We start from the raw sequence: 15,575 nt of genomic DNA, 5'->3' as shown, positions 1-15,575 counted from the left end.
GGGTCCGGGCCGCGGGCGGCCACCTCAGCCCCGTGCGTCCGGTACGTCCCGTACGTCCCGCCACGCGTCCGGGATCGCGGCCGCCACGTCGTGGGCACCGACGGGGGCGCCGGCCGAGGCGAAGCGTCCGGCGAGGCCGTGCAGATAGGCGCCCACGCTGCCCGCGTCCAGGGGGGAGAGCCCGGCCGCCAGCAGGGAGCCCGCGAGACCGGACAGCACATCGCCGCTCCCCGCCGTGGCGAGGTACGGGGTGCCGGTCGGGTTGACCCGGACCGGACCGCCGTCCGGACCGGCGACGAGCGTGGTCGAGCCCTTCAGCAGCACCGTCGCCCGGTAGGCGGCGGCCAGCTCCCGCACGGCGGACAGCCGGGCCGCCTCGACCTCCTCGCGCGCCACCCCCAGCAGGGCGGCGGCCTCGCCCGCGTGCGGGGTCATCAGGGTGGGCGCCCCGCGGTCCCGTACGGCGGCGCGGCCGGCCAGCCGCAGCCCGTCCGCGTCCAGCAGCACGGGCACGGGTGACGCCAGCACCTCGGCCACCGTCGCCGCGTCGTCCCCGGCTCCCGGGCCCACCACCCATGCCTGCACCCGGCCCGCCTCGCGCGGCCCCCGGTCGGACACCAGGGTCTCCGGGAACCGGGCGATCACCGCCTGCCCGGCGGGACCGACGTACCGTACGGCGCCCGCCCCGCCGCGCAGCGCGCCCGACACCGCGAGCACCGCCGCGCCCGGATAGCGGGCCGAGCCCGCGGCGACCCCGACCACGCCCCGCCGGTACTTGTCGCTCTCGGCGGCCGGGCGCGGCAGCAGCGCGGCCACGTCGGCGTGCTGGAGCGCCTCCAGCTCGGGGCCGGCGGGCAGTTCGGCGCCCAGGCCGATGTCGACGAGCCGGACCGTACCGGCGTACTCGCGGGCCGGGTCGACCAGCAGCCCCGGCTTGTGCGTGCCGAAGGTGACGGTCAGGTCGGCGCGGACGGCCGCCCCGCGCACCTCGCCGCTGTCCGCCTCGACCCCGCTGGGCAGGTCGACGGCGACCACGGCGGCACGGGCGCGGGCCGCCTGCTCGGCGAGCGGTACGGCCTCGGGGCGCAGCCCGCCCCTGCCGCCGATGCCCACGATCCCGTCGACGACCAGGTCGGCCCCGTCGACCGCGGCCGGTCCCGCGTCCGCGCGGGTGACCGTGCCGCCCGCGCGCCGCAGGGCCGCGAGTCCGTCCGGGTGGGTGCGGCCGGGGGCGAGTTCGACGGCGGTGACCCCGGCGCCGCGGCGGGCCAGCCGGGCGCCCGCGTACAGCGCGTCGCCGCCGTTGTCGCCGCTGCCCACCAGCAGCACCACCCGGCGGCCGTACACCCGCCCGAGCAGGTCCGCGCAGGCGGCGGCGAGCCCGGCGGCGGCGCGCTGCATGAGCGCCCCCTCGGGAAGCCGCGCCATGAGGGCGCGCTCGGCTGTCCTGACCGTCTCGACGCTGTAGGCGATACGCATGTCGTCGAGTCTGCCCCGCATACGTGCGGTGCCGCACGGGAACCCGGGGGTCCCGGTGACGAGCGACGCGGCGGGGACGGGACCCCGGAGGGAGGCGGGCGCATGGCCGAGGACCCGGCGGGTTCCGGCGCCTCGCCCCCATGGGCGGCGCCCGGTGACGACGCGGCGCGCCTCCGGCGCCTCCAGGCCCTGGAGCTGCTCCTGACCGAGCAGCGCTTCCGGATCGGCCGGCATGTGAGCGCGTGCGGGGGCGCCGGGCCGGACCGGGGCGGCACCGGCAGGCACACGCTCCCCCACCCGGCCGCCGCGCCCGTGGGCCGGGACGTGCAGAGCCTGCTCGACGCGCTGCCGGTCCCGGTCACGGTGATCCGCCCGCTGCCCGGCGCGCGGGCCCCGCGCGACCGGTTCCTGTACGTGGCACAGAACCGGGCCGCCCGCGAGTACGGCGCCCGGGTCCTGCCGCCGGGCGGGCTGGCGGCGTGGTCCGGCCCGGTACCGCTGTTCGAGCGCTTCCCCACGCTGGCCGGTACCGCCGTGCCCCGGCTGCTCGACGCGGCGCACCGCACCGGTGAGCCGCAGGGCCCGGAGGCCGCCGAGTGGCCGCTGCCCGGCCCCGACGGGCTCACCGTCCGGGTGAGCAGCGAGGTGCGGGTGACCCCCTCGGGCGATCTGCTGCTGCTCAGCTGGGAACGCGGCCGCGAGTCCCTGATGGCGCAGGAGGCGCAGCGCCTGGTGGGGGTCTGCTGGGCCGAGTGGAGCCTGGGCGACGGCGCCGTCGAGGTGTCCTCCGGGTTCGGGCACGTCCTCGGGGCGGCCGACGGCGAGCCGCCGCCCGGCCTGCTGGAGCTGGGGCGGCGGGTGACACCGCAGAGCCTGGACGCGCTGTACCGGGCGGTCCACGACATCCTGCTGAGCGCGCCGGTGGCGGAGTGCGACCTGCATCTGACCGGCCCCGACGACCGGATCGTCCATCTCGTCGCCGAGCCGGTGCGGCTCGCCTCGGGCCCGGTGTGGGCGGTGCGCGCGGTGCTGCACGACGCCACCTCCGACCGGCGCAGCCACGCGCTGGCCGAGCGGGCGACCCGGGAGGCCCAGGCCCAGCGGGAACGCGCGGACACCGTCGCCGAGGTGGCCGAACGGCTCCGCGACGCCGTCCTGCCCGGCTTCCCGGCGGAGCTGGCCCGGCACGGTGTGGAGGCGGTGGCCGTCTACCGGCCCGAGGCGCGCGCCGCCCGGGTCGGCGGCGACTGGTACAAGACCCGCGTACTGCCCTCGGGCAAGCTGCTCGTCGCGCTCGGCGACGCCCGCGGCCACGGCCTGGCCGCCGTCACGCTGATGGCGAAGCTGCGGTACGCGCTGGCCGGTCTCGCCTACACCGGCGAGCTGGTGGAACGGCTCACCGGCTGGCTCAACGCGGTCGCCTGCGACGACGGCGAGGAGTCCACCGCCACGGCGGTCATCGCCCGCTACCACCCCGACCGCCGGCTGCTGCGCTGGACCTGCGCGGGCCACCCGGCGCCGGTCCTGGTCCGCGACGGCGAGCCCCGGCTGCTCGATCCGCCGCCGGGCGGCCCCGGCATGCCGCTGGGCGTGCTGCCGGAGGAGACGTACACGGCGGCGGAGACGCCGCTGCGCCCCGGGGACGTGGTGCTGCTCTACTCGGACGGTCTGATCGAGCGCCGCGGCTCCGACCTCGACCAGGACTCCGCGCGGCTGCTGCGGGCCGTCGCGCGGGGCGCGGCGGGCGGCGTCCCGCCGGGGCGCGACGCGCTCGGCACCTTCGTACGGGACCTGGTCGACGGCCTCACCGGCCCGCACGCGGAGGACGACGCGACGGTGCTGGCGTTCCGCGTGGTGGGCCCGGACGCGCGGGAGGGGAAGGGAGGCTGACGCGCCGTCGCGGCGGCGGCTACCCCTCCGCGACGACGACGGCGGAGGCCACGCCCGCGTCATGGCTGAGCGAGAGGTGCCAGGACCGTACGCCGAGTTCGGCGGCGCGCGCCGCCACCGAGCCCTTCACCCGCAGCCGGGGCCGCCCGCTGTCCTCGACGTACACCTCCGCGTCCGTCCACAGCAGCCCGCCCGGGGCGCCGAGCGCCTTGGCCACGGCCTCCTTGGCGGCGAAGCGGGCGGCGAGCGAGGCCATGCCCCGGCGCTCGCCGCTGGGCAGCAGCAGCTCCCGTTCCACGAAGAGGCGGGCGACCAGTCCGGGCGTCCGCTCCAGCGACGCCGCGAACCGGTCGATCTCGGCCACGTCGATACCGACCCCGATGATGCTCATGGAGGGACCCTACGGGGCTTCGCCCCGCCGCCGCCCTACCTGCCGCTGTCCTCGGCCAGGGTGTGCGCCACCAGGGCGTTGGCGTGGCCGTGGCCGAGGCCGTGCTCGGTCTTGAGCCAGGCGACCAGTTCCATGTGCCGGGCCAGCGGCGAGGAGCGGATCAGTTCCTTCCACTCGGCGACCGGCCGGCCGTACTTCTTCTCGATGGAGGGGAAGTAGCTGGCGGGGCCCTTGACGGGTGCGGCGGTCATGGCGGGGTCCTTTCGTCGGTCGGTACGACTGTCCCCCATAGGACTGACAACGGCGCCGGAACTCATCGCCGCGCCCTGCCTTCCCGGCCGTGTGCCCGCCCCATTCCCGCTACTCCACGGTCACGGACTTCGCCAGATTGCGGGGCTGGTCCACCTCGTTGCCCCGGGCGGTGGCCAGTTCGCAGGCGAAGACCTGGAGGGGCACCGTGGCGACCAGCGGCTGGAGCAGGGTGGGCGTGGCCGGGATGCGGATGAGGTGGTCGGCGTAGGGGACGACCGCCTCGTCGCCCTCCTCGGCGATCACGATGGTCCGGGCGCCCCGGGCGCGGATCTCCTGGATGTTGGAGACGATCTTGCCGTGCAGCAGGGACCGGCCGCGCGGCGAGGGGACGACCACGACGACCGGCAGGTCCTCGTCGATGAGGGCGATCGGCCCGTGCTTCAGCTCACCGGCCGCGAAGCCCTCGGCGTGCATGTACGCGAGTTCCTTGAGCTTGAGCGCGCCCTCCAGGGCGACCGGGTACCCGACGTGCCGCCCGAGGAAGAGCACGGTGTTCTTCTCCGCCAGCGAGCGGGCGAGTTCCCGCACCGGCTCCATGGTCTCCAGGACGCGTTCGACGGCGCCGCCGATGCGCGAGAGGTCGCGGATGACGGCACGGATCTCGTCGCCCCACTGGGTGCCGCGCACCTGGCCGAGATAGAGGGCGACCAGATAGCAGGCGACCAGCTGGGTGAGGAACGCCTTGGTGGAGGCGACGGCGACCTCGGGCCCGGCGTGGGTGTAGAGCACCGCGTCCGACTCGCGCGGGATGGTGGAGCCGTTGGTGTTGCAGATGGCGAGCACCCGGGCGCCCTGCTCGCGGGCGTGCCGCAGCGCCATCAGGGTGTCCATGGTCTCCCCGGACTGGGAGATGGCCACGACCAGGGTCCGGGCGTCGAGGATGGGGTCCCGGTAGCGGAACTCGCTGGCCAGCTCGACCTCGCAGGGGATGCGGGTCCAGTGCTCGATGGCGTACTTGGCGATCAGGCCCGCGTGGAAGGCCGTACCGCAGGCGACGATGACGACCTTGTCCGTCTCGCGCAGCTCGGCGGCGTCGATGCGCACCTCGTCCAGGGTCAGCGAGCCGGCCGCGTCGATCCGGCCGAGCAGGGTGTCGGCGACCGCCTTGGGCTGCTCGGCGATCTCCTTGAGCATGAAGTAGTCGTAGCCGCCCTTCTCGGCGGCGGCCGCGTCCCAGTCGACGTTGTAGGAGCGGACCTCGGCGGGCCGTCCGTCGAACCCGGTGACGGTCACGCCGTCCCGGCGCAGTTCGACGACCTGGTCCTGGCCGAGTTCGATCGCGGAGCGGGTGTGCGTGATGAACGCGGCGACATCGGAGGCGAGGAACGCCTCGCCCTCCCCGACCCCCACGACCAGCGGCGAGTTGCGGCGGGCCCCGACGACCACACCGGGCGCGTCGGCGTGCACGGCCACCAGCGTGAACGCCCCTTCGAGCCGTCGGCACACCTGCCGCATGGCCTCGGCGAGATCGGCGCACGAGGAGAACGCCTCGGCGAGCAGATGCGCGACGACCTCGGTGTCCGTCTCGGAGGCCAGGCCGTGCCCGCGCTCGGCGAGTTCGGCGCGCAGCGGCGCGAAGTTCTCGATGATCCCGTTGTGCACGACGGCGACGCGCCCGGCGTTGTCGAGGTGCGGGTGCGCGTTGGCGTCGGTGGGCCCGCCGTGGGTCGCCCACCGGGTGTGCCCGATGCCGGTGGACCCGGTCGGCAGCGGCCGCTCCACCAGCTCCTTCTCCAGATTGACCAGCTTCCCGGCCCGTTTGGCCGCCGCGAGCCCGCCGTCCGCGAGCACCGCCACCCCCGCCGAGTCGTACCCCCGGTACTCCAGCCGCCGCAGCCCCGCCATCACCACGTCGAGCGCCGACTGCGCACCCACATATCCCACGATTCCGCACATGCCTCCGCACCTTACGACCCGTCACCCTGCGAAACCGGCCGCCGCCTGCCCGAATTCGGAAATTCCCACGGGGGTACGAACCGCGCGCGGCCGCCGCCACGTGACCGACCCCACCCCCCGCCGCGTTCGAACTCCGTTAACAATGGACTGTGATCTCTCCGGTGCCCTCGATGCCGCGGAGCGCCCACCGGTCAAGGCCGGAGGCGACTCCCTATGTCGACCTCACTCGTGACGAGTGGAGCGCGCTGCGTGACAAGACGCCGCTGCCGCTCACCGCCGAGGAGGTGGAGCGGGTGCGCGGGCTCGGGGACGTCATCGACCTGGACGAGGTGCGGGACGTGTACCTGCCGCTGTCCCGGCTGCTCAACCTCTACGTCGGCGCGACCGACGGGCTGCGCGGCGCGCTGAACACGTTCCTCGGCGAGCAGGGCTCGCAGTCCGGGACGCCGTTCGTCATAGGGGTGGCGGGATCGGTCGCGGTCGGCAAGTCGACGGTGGCCCGGCTGCTCCAGGCGCTGCTGTCGCGCTGGCCCGAGCACCCCCGGGTGGAGCGGGTGACCACGGACGGGTTCCTGCTGCCGACCCGGGAGCTCCAGGCGCGCGGCCTGATGTCCCACAAGGGGTTCCCGGAGTCGTACGACCGCCGGGCGCTCACCCGGTTCGTCGCCGATGTGAAGGCGGGCAAGGCGGAGGTGACCGCGCCCGTCTACTCGCACCTGATCTACGACATCGTGCCCGGCGAGAAGCTGACCGTCCGCCGCCCGGACATCCTGATCGTGGAGGGCCTGAACGTCCTCCAGCCCGCGCTGCCGGGGCAGGACGGCCGCACCCGGGTCGGGCTCGCCGACTACTTCGACTTCAGCGTCTACGTCGACGCGCGCACCGAGGACATCGAGCGCTGGTACCTGAACCGGTTCCGCAAGCTGCGCGACACCGCCTTCCAGGACCCCTCCTCGTACTTCCGCAGGTACACCCAGGTGTCCGAGGACGAGGCCCTCGACTACGCCCGCACCATGTGGCGGACCATCAACCGGCCGAACCTGGTGGAGAACATCGCCCCCACCCGCGGCCGGGCCACCCTCGTCGTGCGCAAGGGTCCCGACCACAAGGTGCAGCGGCTGCGGCTGCGCAAGCTGTGAGGCCGCGGCGGCGTCTACGCTGCCCCGCATGCTGCATCTGCGACTGATCACCCCCGCCGGCCGCACCGACGAGGTCGCGGCGCTGATCGAGGGAACGGTCGGCACCGCCCACCTCGTGGTGCTGCCGGGCGCCGCCCGCAGCCCCGCCGGGGACGTCGTGATGTGCGACGTCGCCCGCGAGGCCGCCGACGAACTCCTCGGCGGACTGCGGGAGCTGGGCATCGACCGCAGCGGTTCCATCGCCGTGGAGAGCATCGACCTGACGCTGTCCGACCGGGCGGAGCGGGCCGAGGAGGAGGCACCGGGCGAGGCCGCCGACGCGGTGCTGTGGGAGGAGCTGACCGACGCCACCCACGAGGAGTCGACGCTGTCGATCACCTATCTGGCGTTCATCACCCTGGCCACCATGATCGCGGCCTGCGGTGTGGTGCTCGACAACGCCGTGCTGATCGTCGGCGCGATGGCCGTGGGCCCGGAGTTCGGCCCGCTGGCCGGGGTCAGCACGGCCCTGGTGCGGCGGGCGCCGCGGCTCGCGCTGCGCTCACTGGTCGCGCTGCTGGCCGGGTTCGCGCTGGCGATGGCCGTGACCGTGGGTTTCAGCCTGTTCATGGACGTGCTCGGCCTGTTCAGCAGGGCGAAGCTGGAGGCGCCCCGGCCCAACACCAGCTTCGTGTACGCGCCCGACGCGTTCTCCTTCGTGGTGGCGGTCCTCGCCGGGGCCGCCGGCACGCTCTCGCTGACCTCCGCCAAGTCCGGCGCCCTGGTCGGCGTGGCGATCTCGGTGACCACCGTCCCGGCCGCCGCCAACGCGGCCGTCGCCCTCGCCTACGGCGACACCGCCCAGACCTGGGGTTCCAGCAAGCAGCTCCTGCTGAACCTCTTCGGCATCGTGCTCGCCGGGACCCTCACCCTGCTCCTCCAGAAGTGGCTGTGGTCCACCCAGCGCGCCCGGATGCGCAGGCCCGCCGGGCGCCCGTAGGACGCCCGGCGCACCGCGTGCTCACGCTCTTCAGCCCAGCGCCGACTTCACCGCGTCCGCCAGCCGTCCCGCCACCGAGCGGGCCTGCTCGATGTCCGCGGCCTCGACCATCACCCGCACCAGCGGCTCGGTGCCCGACGGGCGCAGCAGCACCCGGCCGGTCTGGCCCAGCTCGTGCTCGGCCTCGGCGACCGCGGTGGCCAGGTCGGCGGAGGTCCGCACCCGGGACTTGTCCACGTCCGGCACATTGACCAGGACCTGCGGCAGGCGCTCCATCACCCCGGCCAGGTCCCGCAGCGTACGGCCGGTGTCCGCGACCCGGGCCGCCAGCATCAGGCCGGTCAGCGTGCCGTCGCCGGTGGTGGCGTGGTCGAGGATGATGACGTGGCCGGACTGCTCGCCGCCGAGGGCGAACCCGCCGGACTTCATCTCCTCCAGGACGTACCGGTCACCGACACCGGTCTGCACGAGGTGGATGCCCTCGCGCTCCATGGCCAGCTTGAAGCCCAGGTTGGACATGACGGTCGCGACGACGGTGTCGGAGCGCAGCGCGGAACGCTCCCGCATCGCCAGCGCGAGCACGGCCAGGATCTGGTCGCCGTCGATCTCCTCGCCGGTGTGGTCCACGGCCAGGCAGCGGTCGGCGTCGCCGTCGTGCGCGATGCCGAGGTGGGCGCCGTGCGCGACGACGGCGGCCTTGAGCTGGCCCAGGTGGGTGGAGCCGCAGCCGTCGTTGATGTTGAGGCCGTCCGGTTCGGCACCGATGGTGACGACCTCGGCACCGGCCCGCGCGAACGCCTCGGGCGAGACCCGGGCGGCGGCGCCGTGCGCCTCGTCCAGCACGATCCGCAGGCCGTCGAGCCGGTTGGGCAGGACCCCGACGAGATGGGCGACGTACTTGTCGAAGCCCTCGTCGTAGTCGCGCACCCGGCCGACCCCGGCGCCGGTCGGCCGGTCCCAGGGGGCGCCCGTGCGGTGCTCCTGGTAGATCTTCTCGATCCGGTCCTCCAGCTCGTCGGCGAGCTTGTGCCCGCCGCGGGCGAAGAACTTGATGCCGTTGTCCGGCATGGCGTTGTGGCTGGCCGAGAGCATCACGCCGAGGTCAGCGCCGAGCGAGCCGGTCAGATACGCGACGGCGGGCGTCGGCAGCACGCCGACCCGCAGCACGTCCACACCGGCGCTGGCCAGGCCCGCGACCACGGCGGCCTCCAGGAACTCACCGGAGGCGCGCGGGTCCCGGCCGACCACGGCCTTCGGGCGGTGCCCCTCGAAGGTGCCCGCCTCGGCCAGTACGTGCGCCGCGGCGACGGACAGGCCGAGCGCCATCTCGGCGGTCAGGTCCGCGTTGGCGACGCCACGCACGCCGTCCGTGCCGAAGAGTCGTCCCACTTGTCCTCCTGAGAAAGCGTCAGTTCGTGAAGCCGTGCCGTGATGTCCGACGCGCGTTCACCGTTCACTGGGTTCGATGGTCCCGGTGCGCCCGCGGATCCCGGTAGCCGGACCCCGCCGGATCCGGACATCCGGTCGGACCATCCGCTGAGCACCTGTGCGGCTGAGCACTTGAGCACCTTGTGCCGTTATACGCCCAAGGCCGGTGATAAACGAACGCCCCGGCGGCACAATGGCGTGCCGCCGGGGCGTTCGGAGTAGGCCTGTCCGCAGGCAGCCGCTGTTTAGCGCTTGCTGTACTGCGGAGCCTTGCGGGCCTTCTTCAGACCGGCCTTCTTGCGCTCGACCGCACGGTCGTCGCGCTTGAGGAAGCCGGCCTTCTTGAGCGGGCCGCGGTTGTTGTCGACGTCGGCCTCGTTCAGGGCGCGGGCGACACCGAGACGGAGGGCACCGGCCTGACCGGAGACACCGCCGCCGGAGATGCGGGCGACGACGTCGTAACGGCCTTCGAGCTCCAGCACCTTGAAGGGCTCGTTGACTTCCTGCTGGTGCACCTTGTTCGGGAAGTAGTCCTCGAGGGTGCGACCGTTGATCTTCCACTTGCCGGTGCCCGGGACGATCCGGACACGGGCGATGGCGTTCTTGCGGCGGCCCAGGCCGGCGGCCGGCTGCGGCTCACCGAAACGGGAGGCCATCGACTCGGAGGTGTACTCGCCCTCGACGGGCACCTCGGACTCGGTGGTGTAGCTGTCGATGTCAAGCTCTTCGAGCGGCTGCTCGGCAGTGGTCTCGGCCACGATTCTCCTCAGATTCTCTTCGGTCTTAGGGGGTGGCCGGACTTACTGCGCGACCTGGGTGATCTCGAACGGCACCGGCTGCTGGGCGCCGTGCGGGTGCTGGTCACCCCTGTAGACCTTCAGCTTCGAGAGCATCTGACGGCCCAGGGTGTTCTTGGGGAGCATGCCCTTGACGGCCTTCTCGACGGCCTTCTCGGGGTTGTTCGCGAGCAGGTCGTCGTAGCGGACGGACCGCAGACCACCCGGGTAGCCGGAGTGGCGGTACGCCAGCTTCTGCTGCCGCTTGTTGCCGGACAGGTGCACCTTGTCGGCGTTGATGATGATGACGAAGTCACCAGCGTCGACGTGCGGCGCGTAGATCGGCTTGTGCTTGCCGCGCAGGAGAGTGGCGGCAGTGGTCGCCAGACGACCCAGGACGACGTCCTGGGCGTCGATGACGTGCCACTGGCGCGTGATGTCGCCGGGCTTGGGGCTGTACGTACGCACGGTTCGTAGCCTTCGCTTCTTCAGTGAATGGTCCTGACAAGGTCACCGAAGACGATCACGACAGCCCTGACCGCACAGCGGTGACGCAAACCGCGTGCTGGTCGCTGGTCATCGGCCCGGTGGACCGGTGTAAGGGCCGGGTCCGTGAGAAGAGCCAAGCCAATACACAACGAACATGCAGGATACCCGTGCGGCACTCCGGGGGTCAAAACGGGGTTGCCCGGGTCGTTCCCGCGTGTTCCGCGACCCAGTGTACGGGCGGCGGGCTCCTGCCACGGCGGGCGGCGCCCGCGGCGGGCGCCGTTAAGATGCGCCCCATGAGCTATGGGCAGGGGGGCGGTCCGCAGTCCCAGTGGGACCCGTGGACACCGCATTCTCAGCAACCGTCCGGCGGCGACGACCAGACCCCGGACTGGGCGGCACTCGCCGAGGCGTCCGCGACCCGGAACAAGCGGCGCAGGCTGCTGTTCATCGGGGGCGGCGCGCTGGCCACGGTCGCCGTGGGCGCGGCCGTCGCCGTCGCCGTGGTGTCCGCGAACAGCGACGACGACACCTCCGGCGGCCACGCCTCCCAGCTGCCCTCCACCGCCGCCCTGCCGAGCGGCTCGGCCGGGGCGCCCTCCTTCGAGCCGACCACCGCCCCGCCCCCGCTGGACCCGAAGGACTTCATATCCAGCGCGCGCAAGGACACGGCCCCCCTCGGCCCGGACACCCTCTTCCCCGGCACCCGCCTCACCATGAACGAGGCCGCCTACGCCAAGGGCCCCACCGCCGACACCAAGGACTGCGCCTCCGCCGTCCAGGGCAGCCTGGCCAAGGCCCTCACCGGCAACGGCTGCACCCGTGTGATCCGCGCCACCTACACCCGTGACGGCGTCGACGTCACCGTCGGTGTCGCCGTCTTCGACAGCGCGGCACAGGCGGCCAAGGCCAAGAGCCAGACCGACAAGAAGAGCATCGTCAAGCCGCTCACCGGCAGCGGCGTCAAGGACTTCTGCTCCGGCGCGGTCTGCCGCTCCACCACCAACTCCTACGGCCGCTACGCCTACTTCACCCTCGCCGGCTTCCCCGGCGACAAGGACGTCACGACCAAGGACACCAAGGTCTTCCGCACCGGCGACGACCTCGCCGAGTACGCGTTCCGGCAGATCCGCCGGCGCGGCGAGGCCCAGGCGTCCGCGGCCGCCACCCGGTAGCCGCGGGGGCGGGCCCGGCCGCCAGGACCTGTCCTCCAGGACCTGTCCTAACGGCGCCGCAGCCTCAGCCGCAGCGGCACCACCGCCGACTCCAGCTGGGTGCGCAGCGTCATCTTCGACACACCCTCGGCGCGCTGCCCGAACCGGATCGGCACCTCGGCGGCCCGGTGCCCCGCCCGCACCGCCCGGTACTTCAGCTCGACCTGGAAGCTGTAGCCCGCGCTGTCCAGCGTCGAGAGGCCCACCTCGCGCAGGACCGCCGCCGACCACAGGTTGAAGCCCGCCGTGATGTCCTTGATCCGCGTACCGAGCACGGCGCGCGCGTAGGCGTTCGCGAACCGGGACAGCAGCACCCGGTGCGCGCCCCACTCCTCGTCCAGCGAGCCGCCCGCCGCGTACCGGCTGCCCACCACGAGCCCGGCGCCCGTGGTGAGCGCCTCGCGCAGCATGCGCGGCACCGCCTCCGCCGGGTGGCTGCCGTCGGCGTCCATCTGCACCACCCAGTCGGCGCCGTCCGCCAGCGCGGCCGTCATGCCCGCGACGTAGGCCCGGCCGAGACCGTCCTTCGCCGTGCGGTGCAGCACCCGCATCCGGGCGCCGCCCCCGGCACCGGCCGTGCCGTACTCCCGCGCCAGCTCCTCCGCGATCCGGCCGGTGCCGTCCGGACTGGCGTCGTCGACCACCAGCAGCCGCAGCCCGGCCAGCGGCAGCCCCAGCACCGCCGCCGCCGTGCGCGGCAGGCTCCCCGCCTCGTCGTACGTCGGCATCACCACCGTGACCCGCGCGTCCTCACCGCCGCCGTCCCCGCCGTCCCCGCCGTCCCCGCCGTCGCCAGATCGCCCCATCGGCTCCTCCGCCTCCCTCACCGCTGCCCGCCCGCCCCGGGCGGTGCCCGCTCAGCAGCAGCCGGCGGCCGGGAGCGACCGCTTGTTGCGGGCCTCCCGGCTGCGCGCGGCCAGCAGCTCGTCGGCCGGGTAGCCGACCTCCTCCAGCGTCAGCCCGTGCGGCCGCACCACATGCACGGCGGAGTCCCGTACGCCCGCGGCCAGCACCTTTCCCGGCCAGTCGGGCGGCCGGTGGCCGTCGCCGACGAAGAGCAGCGCGCCGATCAGCGAGCGCACCATGTTGTGGCAGAACGCGTCCGCGCGGACCGTGGCCGTGACGATCCCGTCCGCCCCGCGCTCCAGACCGAGCTGCTGGAGGGTGCGGATGGTGGTCGCGCCCTCGCGCTTCTTGCAGTACGCGGCGAAGTCGTGCTCGCCGAGCAGGGCGCGGGCGGCCTCGTTCATGGCGTCGACGTCCAGCGGCCAGTCGTGCCACAGGACGTGCCCGCGCAGCAGCGGGTCGACCCCGCCCGGGTTGTCGGTGACCCGGTAGGCGTAGCGGCGCCAGACGGCGGAGAAACGGGCGTTGAACCCGCTCGGGGCGGGCCGCAGCGCCCAGACCCGCACGTCCTTGGGCAGCCGCCCGGCGAGCCGCTTGAGCAGCTTCTCGTGGTGCTCGCGCCAGACCTCCTCCGGCAGGTCCACGTGGGCCACCTGGCCGCGCGCGTGCACCCCGGCGTCGGTCCGCCCGGCCACGGTCAGCTCGTACGTCCGCCGCGAGCGCGTGACCGTGCGCAGCGCGTCCTCGATCTCGCCCTGCACGGTGCGCTTCCCGCCGGCCTGCTTGGCCCAGCCGTGGAAGCCGCCGCCGTCGTAGGACAGGTCGAGGCGGACGCGGACATGACCGGGCTCTGCTTCGTCACTCACGGCGGAATCCTCTCAGGACACCCGCCGGTCCGGAAAACACGGAAGCGGGCCCGCCCCCGGAAAGGGACGGGCCCGCTTCAGGCATCAGCCTCAGGCGTCCTTGGACTCCTCGGCCGGAGCCTCGGTGGCCTCGGTCTGCTCGACCTTGGCCTCCTCGGCCTCCTTGACCGCACGCTTGGTGGCGGCCTCGGCCTCGCCCACGGCGTTCTGCTGCACCGTCAGCGCCTCGACCAGCTCGATGACGGCCATGGGCGCGTTGTCGCCACGGCGGTTACCGATCTTGGTGATGCGGGTGTAGCCACCGGGACGGTTCTCGTACCGCGGGCCGATCTCGGTGAAGAGCGTGTGGACGACGCTCTTGTCCGTGATGACCTGGAGCACCTGACGGCGGTTGTGAAGGTCGCCCTTCTTCGCCTTGGTGACCAGACGCTCGGCGTACGGGCGCAGGCGGCGGGCCTTCGCCTCGGTGGTGGTGATACGGCCGTGCTCGAACAGCGCCTTCGCGAGGTTCGCGAGGAGGAGCTTCTCGTGCGCGGCGCTGCCGCCCAGACGGGCACCCTTGGTGGGCCTCGGCATGATGTTTCTCCTAGGTGTCTGCCCCGGCCGTACGAGGTACCGGAGTCAGTATCCGAGCAGGCGGTCGCCTGTCGGAGATCCGGGGCCTTCCAGCCCCGGAAGGGGCGCGGGGAACTGCGCGATCAGGCACAGCGCCCCCGCACCCGGCAGGACCGTCGGTCCCGAGCTGTCAGTACTGCTCGGTCTCGACGAACCCGGCGTCCGCGTCGTCGTCGGCGCCGAAGGCGTCCGCGGCGGCGGTCGGGTCGAATCCGGGCGGGCTGTCCTTGAGGGCCAGGCCCATGCCGGCCAGCTTCGCCTTGACCTCGTCGATCGACTTCGCACCGAAGTTGCGGATGTCGAGCAGGTCGGCCTCGGAGCGGGCGACGAGCTCACCCACGGAGTGGATGCCCTCGCGCTTGAGGCAGTTGTACGACCGAACGGTGAGCTCCAGCTCCTCGATCGGCAGCGCCAGATCGGCGGCGAGCGCGGCGTCCGTCGGGGACGGACCCATGTCGATGCCCTCGGCGTCGATGTTCAGCTCGCGGGCGAGACCGAACAGCTCCACCAGGGTCTTGCCCGCGGAGGCCATGGCGTCGCGCGGACGCATCGCCTGCTTGGTCTCGACGTCGACGATCAGCTTGTCGAAGTCGGTGCGCTGCTCGACACGGGTGGCCTCGACCTTGTACGTGACCTTGAGCACCGGCGAGTAGATGGAGTCGACCGGGATACGGCCGATCTCCTGGCCCACCTGCTTGTTCTGCACGGCGGAGACATAGCCGCGACCGCGCTCGACGGTCAGCTCCATCTCCAGCTTGCCCTTGCCGTTGAGCGTGGCGAGGACGAGGTCGGGGTTGTGCACCTCGACACCGGCCGGGGGCGCGATGTCGGCGGCGGTGACCAGACCCGGGCCCTGCTTGCGCAGGTACATCACGACCGGCTCGTCGTGCTCCGAGGAGACGACCAGCTGCTTGATGTTGAGGATCAGGTCGGTGACGTCCTCCTTGACGCCCGGCACGGTGGTGAACTCGTGCAGCACGCCGTCGATGCGGATGGACGTGACCGCCGCACCCGGGATCGAGGAGAGGAGGGTACGGCGCAGGGAGTTGCCGAGGGTGTAGCCGAAGCCCGGCTCCAGCGGCTCGATGACGAACCGGGAGCGGAACTCGTCGACGACCTCTTCGGTCAACGAAGGTCGCTGAGCGATCAGCATCTGTGGATCAGATCCTTCATTCGTGGGCGCCCGCTATTTGACGCCCGACGGACCGCACCCGAAGGGGTGCGGATACTGCAAGGGTACGGGCGGCACGGCCCG

The 15,575-nt window shown here is 73.2% G+C and carries 15 protein-coding genes; 4 read left to right on the top strand and 11 right to left on the bottom strand.

Going from position 1 to position 15,575, the window contains the following annotated elements:
• Positions 1 to 24 precede the first annotated feature (24 nt).
• Positions 25 to 1,479: an NAD(P)H-hydrate dehydratase gene (locus ACWDYF_RS18920; RefSeq protein WP_389469013.1), complete on the bottom strand. Its 1,455-nt coding sequence runs from the start codon at positions 1,477 to 1,479 to the stop codon at positions 25 to 27.
• 102 nt (positions 1,480 to 1,581) lie between these two features.
• On the opposite strand from ACWDYF_RS18920, the gene ACWDYF_RS18915 reads away from it, so the two are divergent.
• Entirely contained in the window at positions 1,582 to 3,369 is a 1,788-nt protein-coding gene (locus ACWDYF_RS18915) for a PP2C family protein-serine/threonine phosphatase (protein ID WP_389469010.1), read from the top strand.
• Positions 3,370 to 3,388: 19 nt separating this feature from the next.
• Here ACWDYF_RS18915 and ACWDYF_RS18910 read toward each other — a convergent pair whose 3' ends face one another.
• The 3 genes from ACWDYF_RS18910 to glmS form a co-directional block, all read right to left on the bottom strand.
• A complete protein-coding gene (locus ACWDYF_RS18910; RefSeq protein ID WP_381736715.1) occupies positions 3,389 to 3,760 on the bottom strand; it encodes a holo-ACP synthase in 372 nt (123 codons plus the stop codon).
• Between the two features lie 35 nt (positions 3,761 to 3,795).
• On the bottom strand, positions 3,796 to 4,011 hold the full coding sequence (locus ACWDYF_RS18905; protein ID WP_389469007.1) for a DUF4287 domain-containing protein: 216 nt from the start codon (positions 4,009 to 4,011) through the stop codon (positions 3,796 to 3,798).
• Between the two features lie 109 nt (positions 4,012 to 4,120).
• Positions 4,121 to 5,968, bottom strand: a complete 1,848-nt coding sequence (gene glmS, locus ACWDYF_RS18900; protein ID WP_389469004.1) for a glutamine--fructose-6-phosphate transaminase (isomerizing) — start codon at positions 5,966 to 5,968, stop codon at positions 4,121 to 4,123.
• Between the two features lie 170 nt (positions 5,969 to 6,138).
• Here glmS and coaA point away from each other — a divergent pair, with 170 nt between their 5' ends.
• Both coaA and ACWDYF_RS18890 read left to right on the top strand, forming a co-directional pair.
• A complete protein-coding gene (coaA, locus tag ACWDYF_RS18895; RefSeq protein ID WP_381736718.1) occupies positions 6,139 to 7,107 on the top strand; it encodes a type I pantothenate kinase in 969 nt (322 codons plus the stop codon).
• 28 nt (positions 7,108 to 7,135) lie between these two features.
• Entirely contained in the window at positions 7,136 to 8,086 is a 951-nt protein-coding gene (locus ACWDYF_RS18890; protein WP_389469001.1) for a DUF389 domain-containing protein, read from the top strand.
• 30 nt (positions 8,087 to 8,116) lie between these two features.
• Here ACWDYF_RS18890 and glmM read toward each other — a convergent pair whose 3' ends face one another.
• The 3 genes from glmM to rplM all read right to left on the bottom strand — a co-directional run bounded on the left by glmM (position 8,117) and on the right by rplM (position 10,758).
• Positions 8,117 to 9,475 carry a phosphoglucosamine mutase gene (gene glmM, locus ACWDYF_RS18885; protein WP_389468998.1) on the bottom strand — a complete coding sequence of 453 codons (1,359 nt, stop codon included), beginning with the start codon at positions 9,473 to 9,475 and terminating at the stop codon, positions 8,117 to 8,119.
• 284 nt (positions 9,476 to 9,759) lie between these two features.
• The gene (rpsI, locus tag ACWDYF_RS18880; RefSeq protein WP_018564827.1) at positions 9,760 to 10,272 is read right to left on the bottom strand and encodes a 30S ribosomal protein S9; all 513 of its coding nucleotides are present in this window, start codon (positions 10,270 to 10,272) and stop codon (positions 9,760 to 9,762) included.
• Positions 10,273 to 10,314: 42 nt separating this feature from the next.
• Entirely contained in the window at positions 10,315 to 10,758 is a 444-nt protein-coding gene (gene rplM / locus ACWDYF_RS18875; RefSeq protein ID WP_018564826.1) for a 50S ribosomal protein L13, read from the bottom strand.
• 317 nt (positions 10,759 to 11,075) lie between these two features.
• Between rplM and ACWDYF_RS18870 the strand changes: the two genes are divergently transcribed.
• Positions 11,076 to 11,954 carry a hypothetical protein gene (locus ACWDYF_RS18870; protein ID WP_381736720.1) on the top strand — a complete coding sequence of 293 codons (879 nt, stop codon included), beginning with the start codon at positions 11,076 to 11,078 and terminating at the stop codon, positions 11,952 to 11,954.
• 47 nt (positions 11,955 to 12,001) lie between these two features.
• Here the strand turns inward: ACWDYF_RS18870 and ACWDYF_RS18865 are convergent, their stop codons facing one another.
• The 4 genes from ACWDYF_RS18865 to ACWDYF_RS18850 all read right to left on the bottom strand — a co-directional run bounded on the left by ACWDYF_RS18865 (position 12,002) and on the right by ACWDYF_RS18850 (position 15,473).
• On the bottom strand, positions 12,002 to 12,799 hold the full coding sequence (locus ACWDYF_RS18865) for a polyprenol monophosphomannose synthase (RefSeq protein ID WP_389468993.1): 798 nt from the start codon (positions 12,797 to 12,799) through the stop codon (positions 12,002 to 12,004).
• A 51-nt stretch (positions 12,800 to 12,850) separates the two neighbouring features.
• Complete coding sequence (gene truA / locus ACWDYF_RS18860) at positions 12,851 to 13,705, bottom strand: tRNA pseudouridine(38-40) synthase TruA (RefSeq protein ID WP_381736722.1); 855 nt, start codon at positions 13,703 to 13,705, stop codon at positions 12,851 to 12,853.
• Between the two features lie 90 nt (positions 13,706 to 13,795).
• Entirely contained in the window at positions 13,796 to 14,281 is a 486-nt protein-coding gene (gene rplQ, locus ACWDYF_RS18855; protein ID WP_018564822.1) for a 50S ribosomal protein L17, read from the bottom strand.
• 169 nt (positions 14,282 to 14,450) lie between these two features.
• Entirely contained in the window at positions 14,451 to 15,473 is a 1,023-nt protein-coding gene (locus tag ACWDYF_RS18850; RefSeq protein WP_003966937.1) for a DNA-directed RNA polymerase subunit alpha, read from the bottom strand.
• Positions 15,474 to 15,575: the final 102 nt, after the last annotated feature.

It is taken from the genome of Streptomyces sp. NPDC003284, assembly GCF_053589675.1.
Note: the sequence above shows the minus strand (reverse complement) of the source record. Positions and strands in the feature narration are given on the sequence as shown.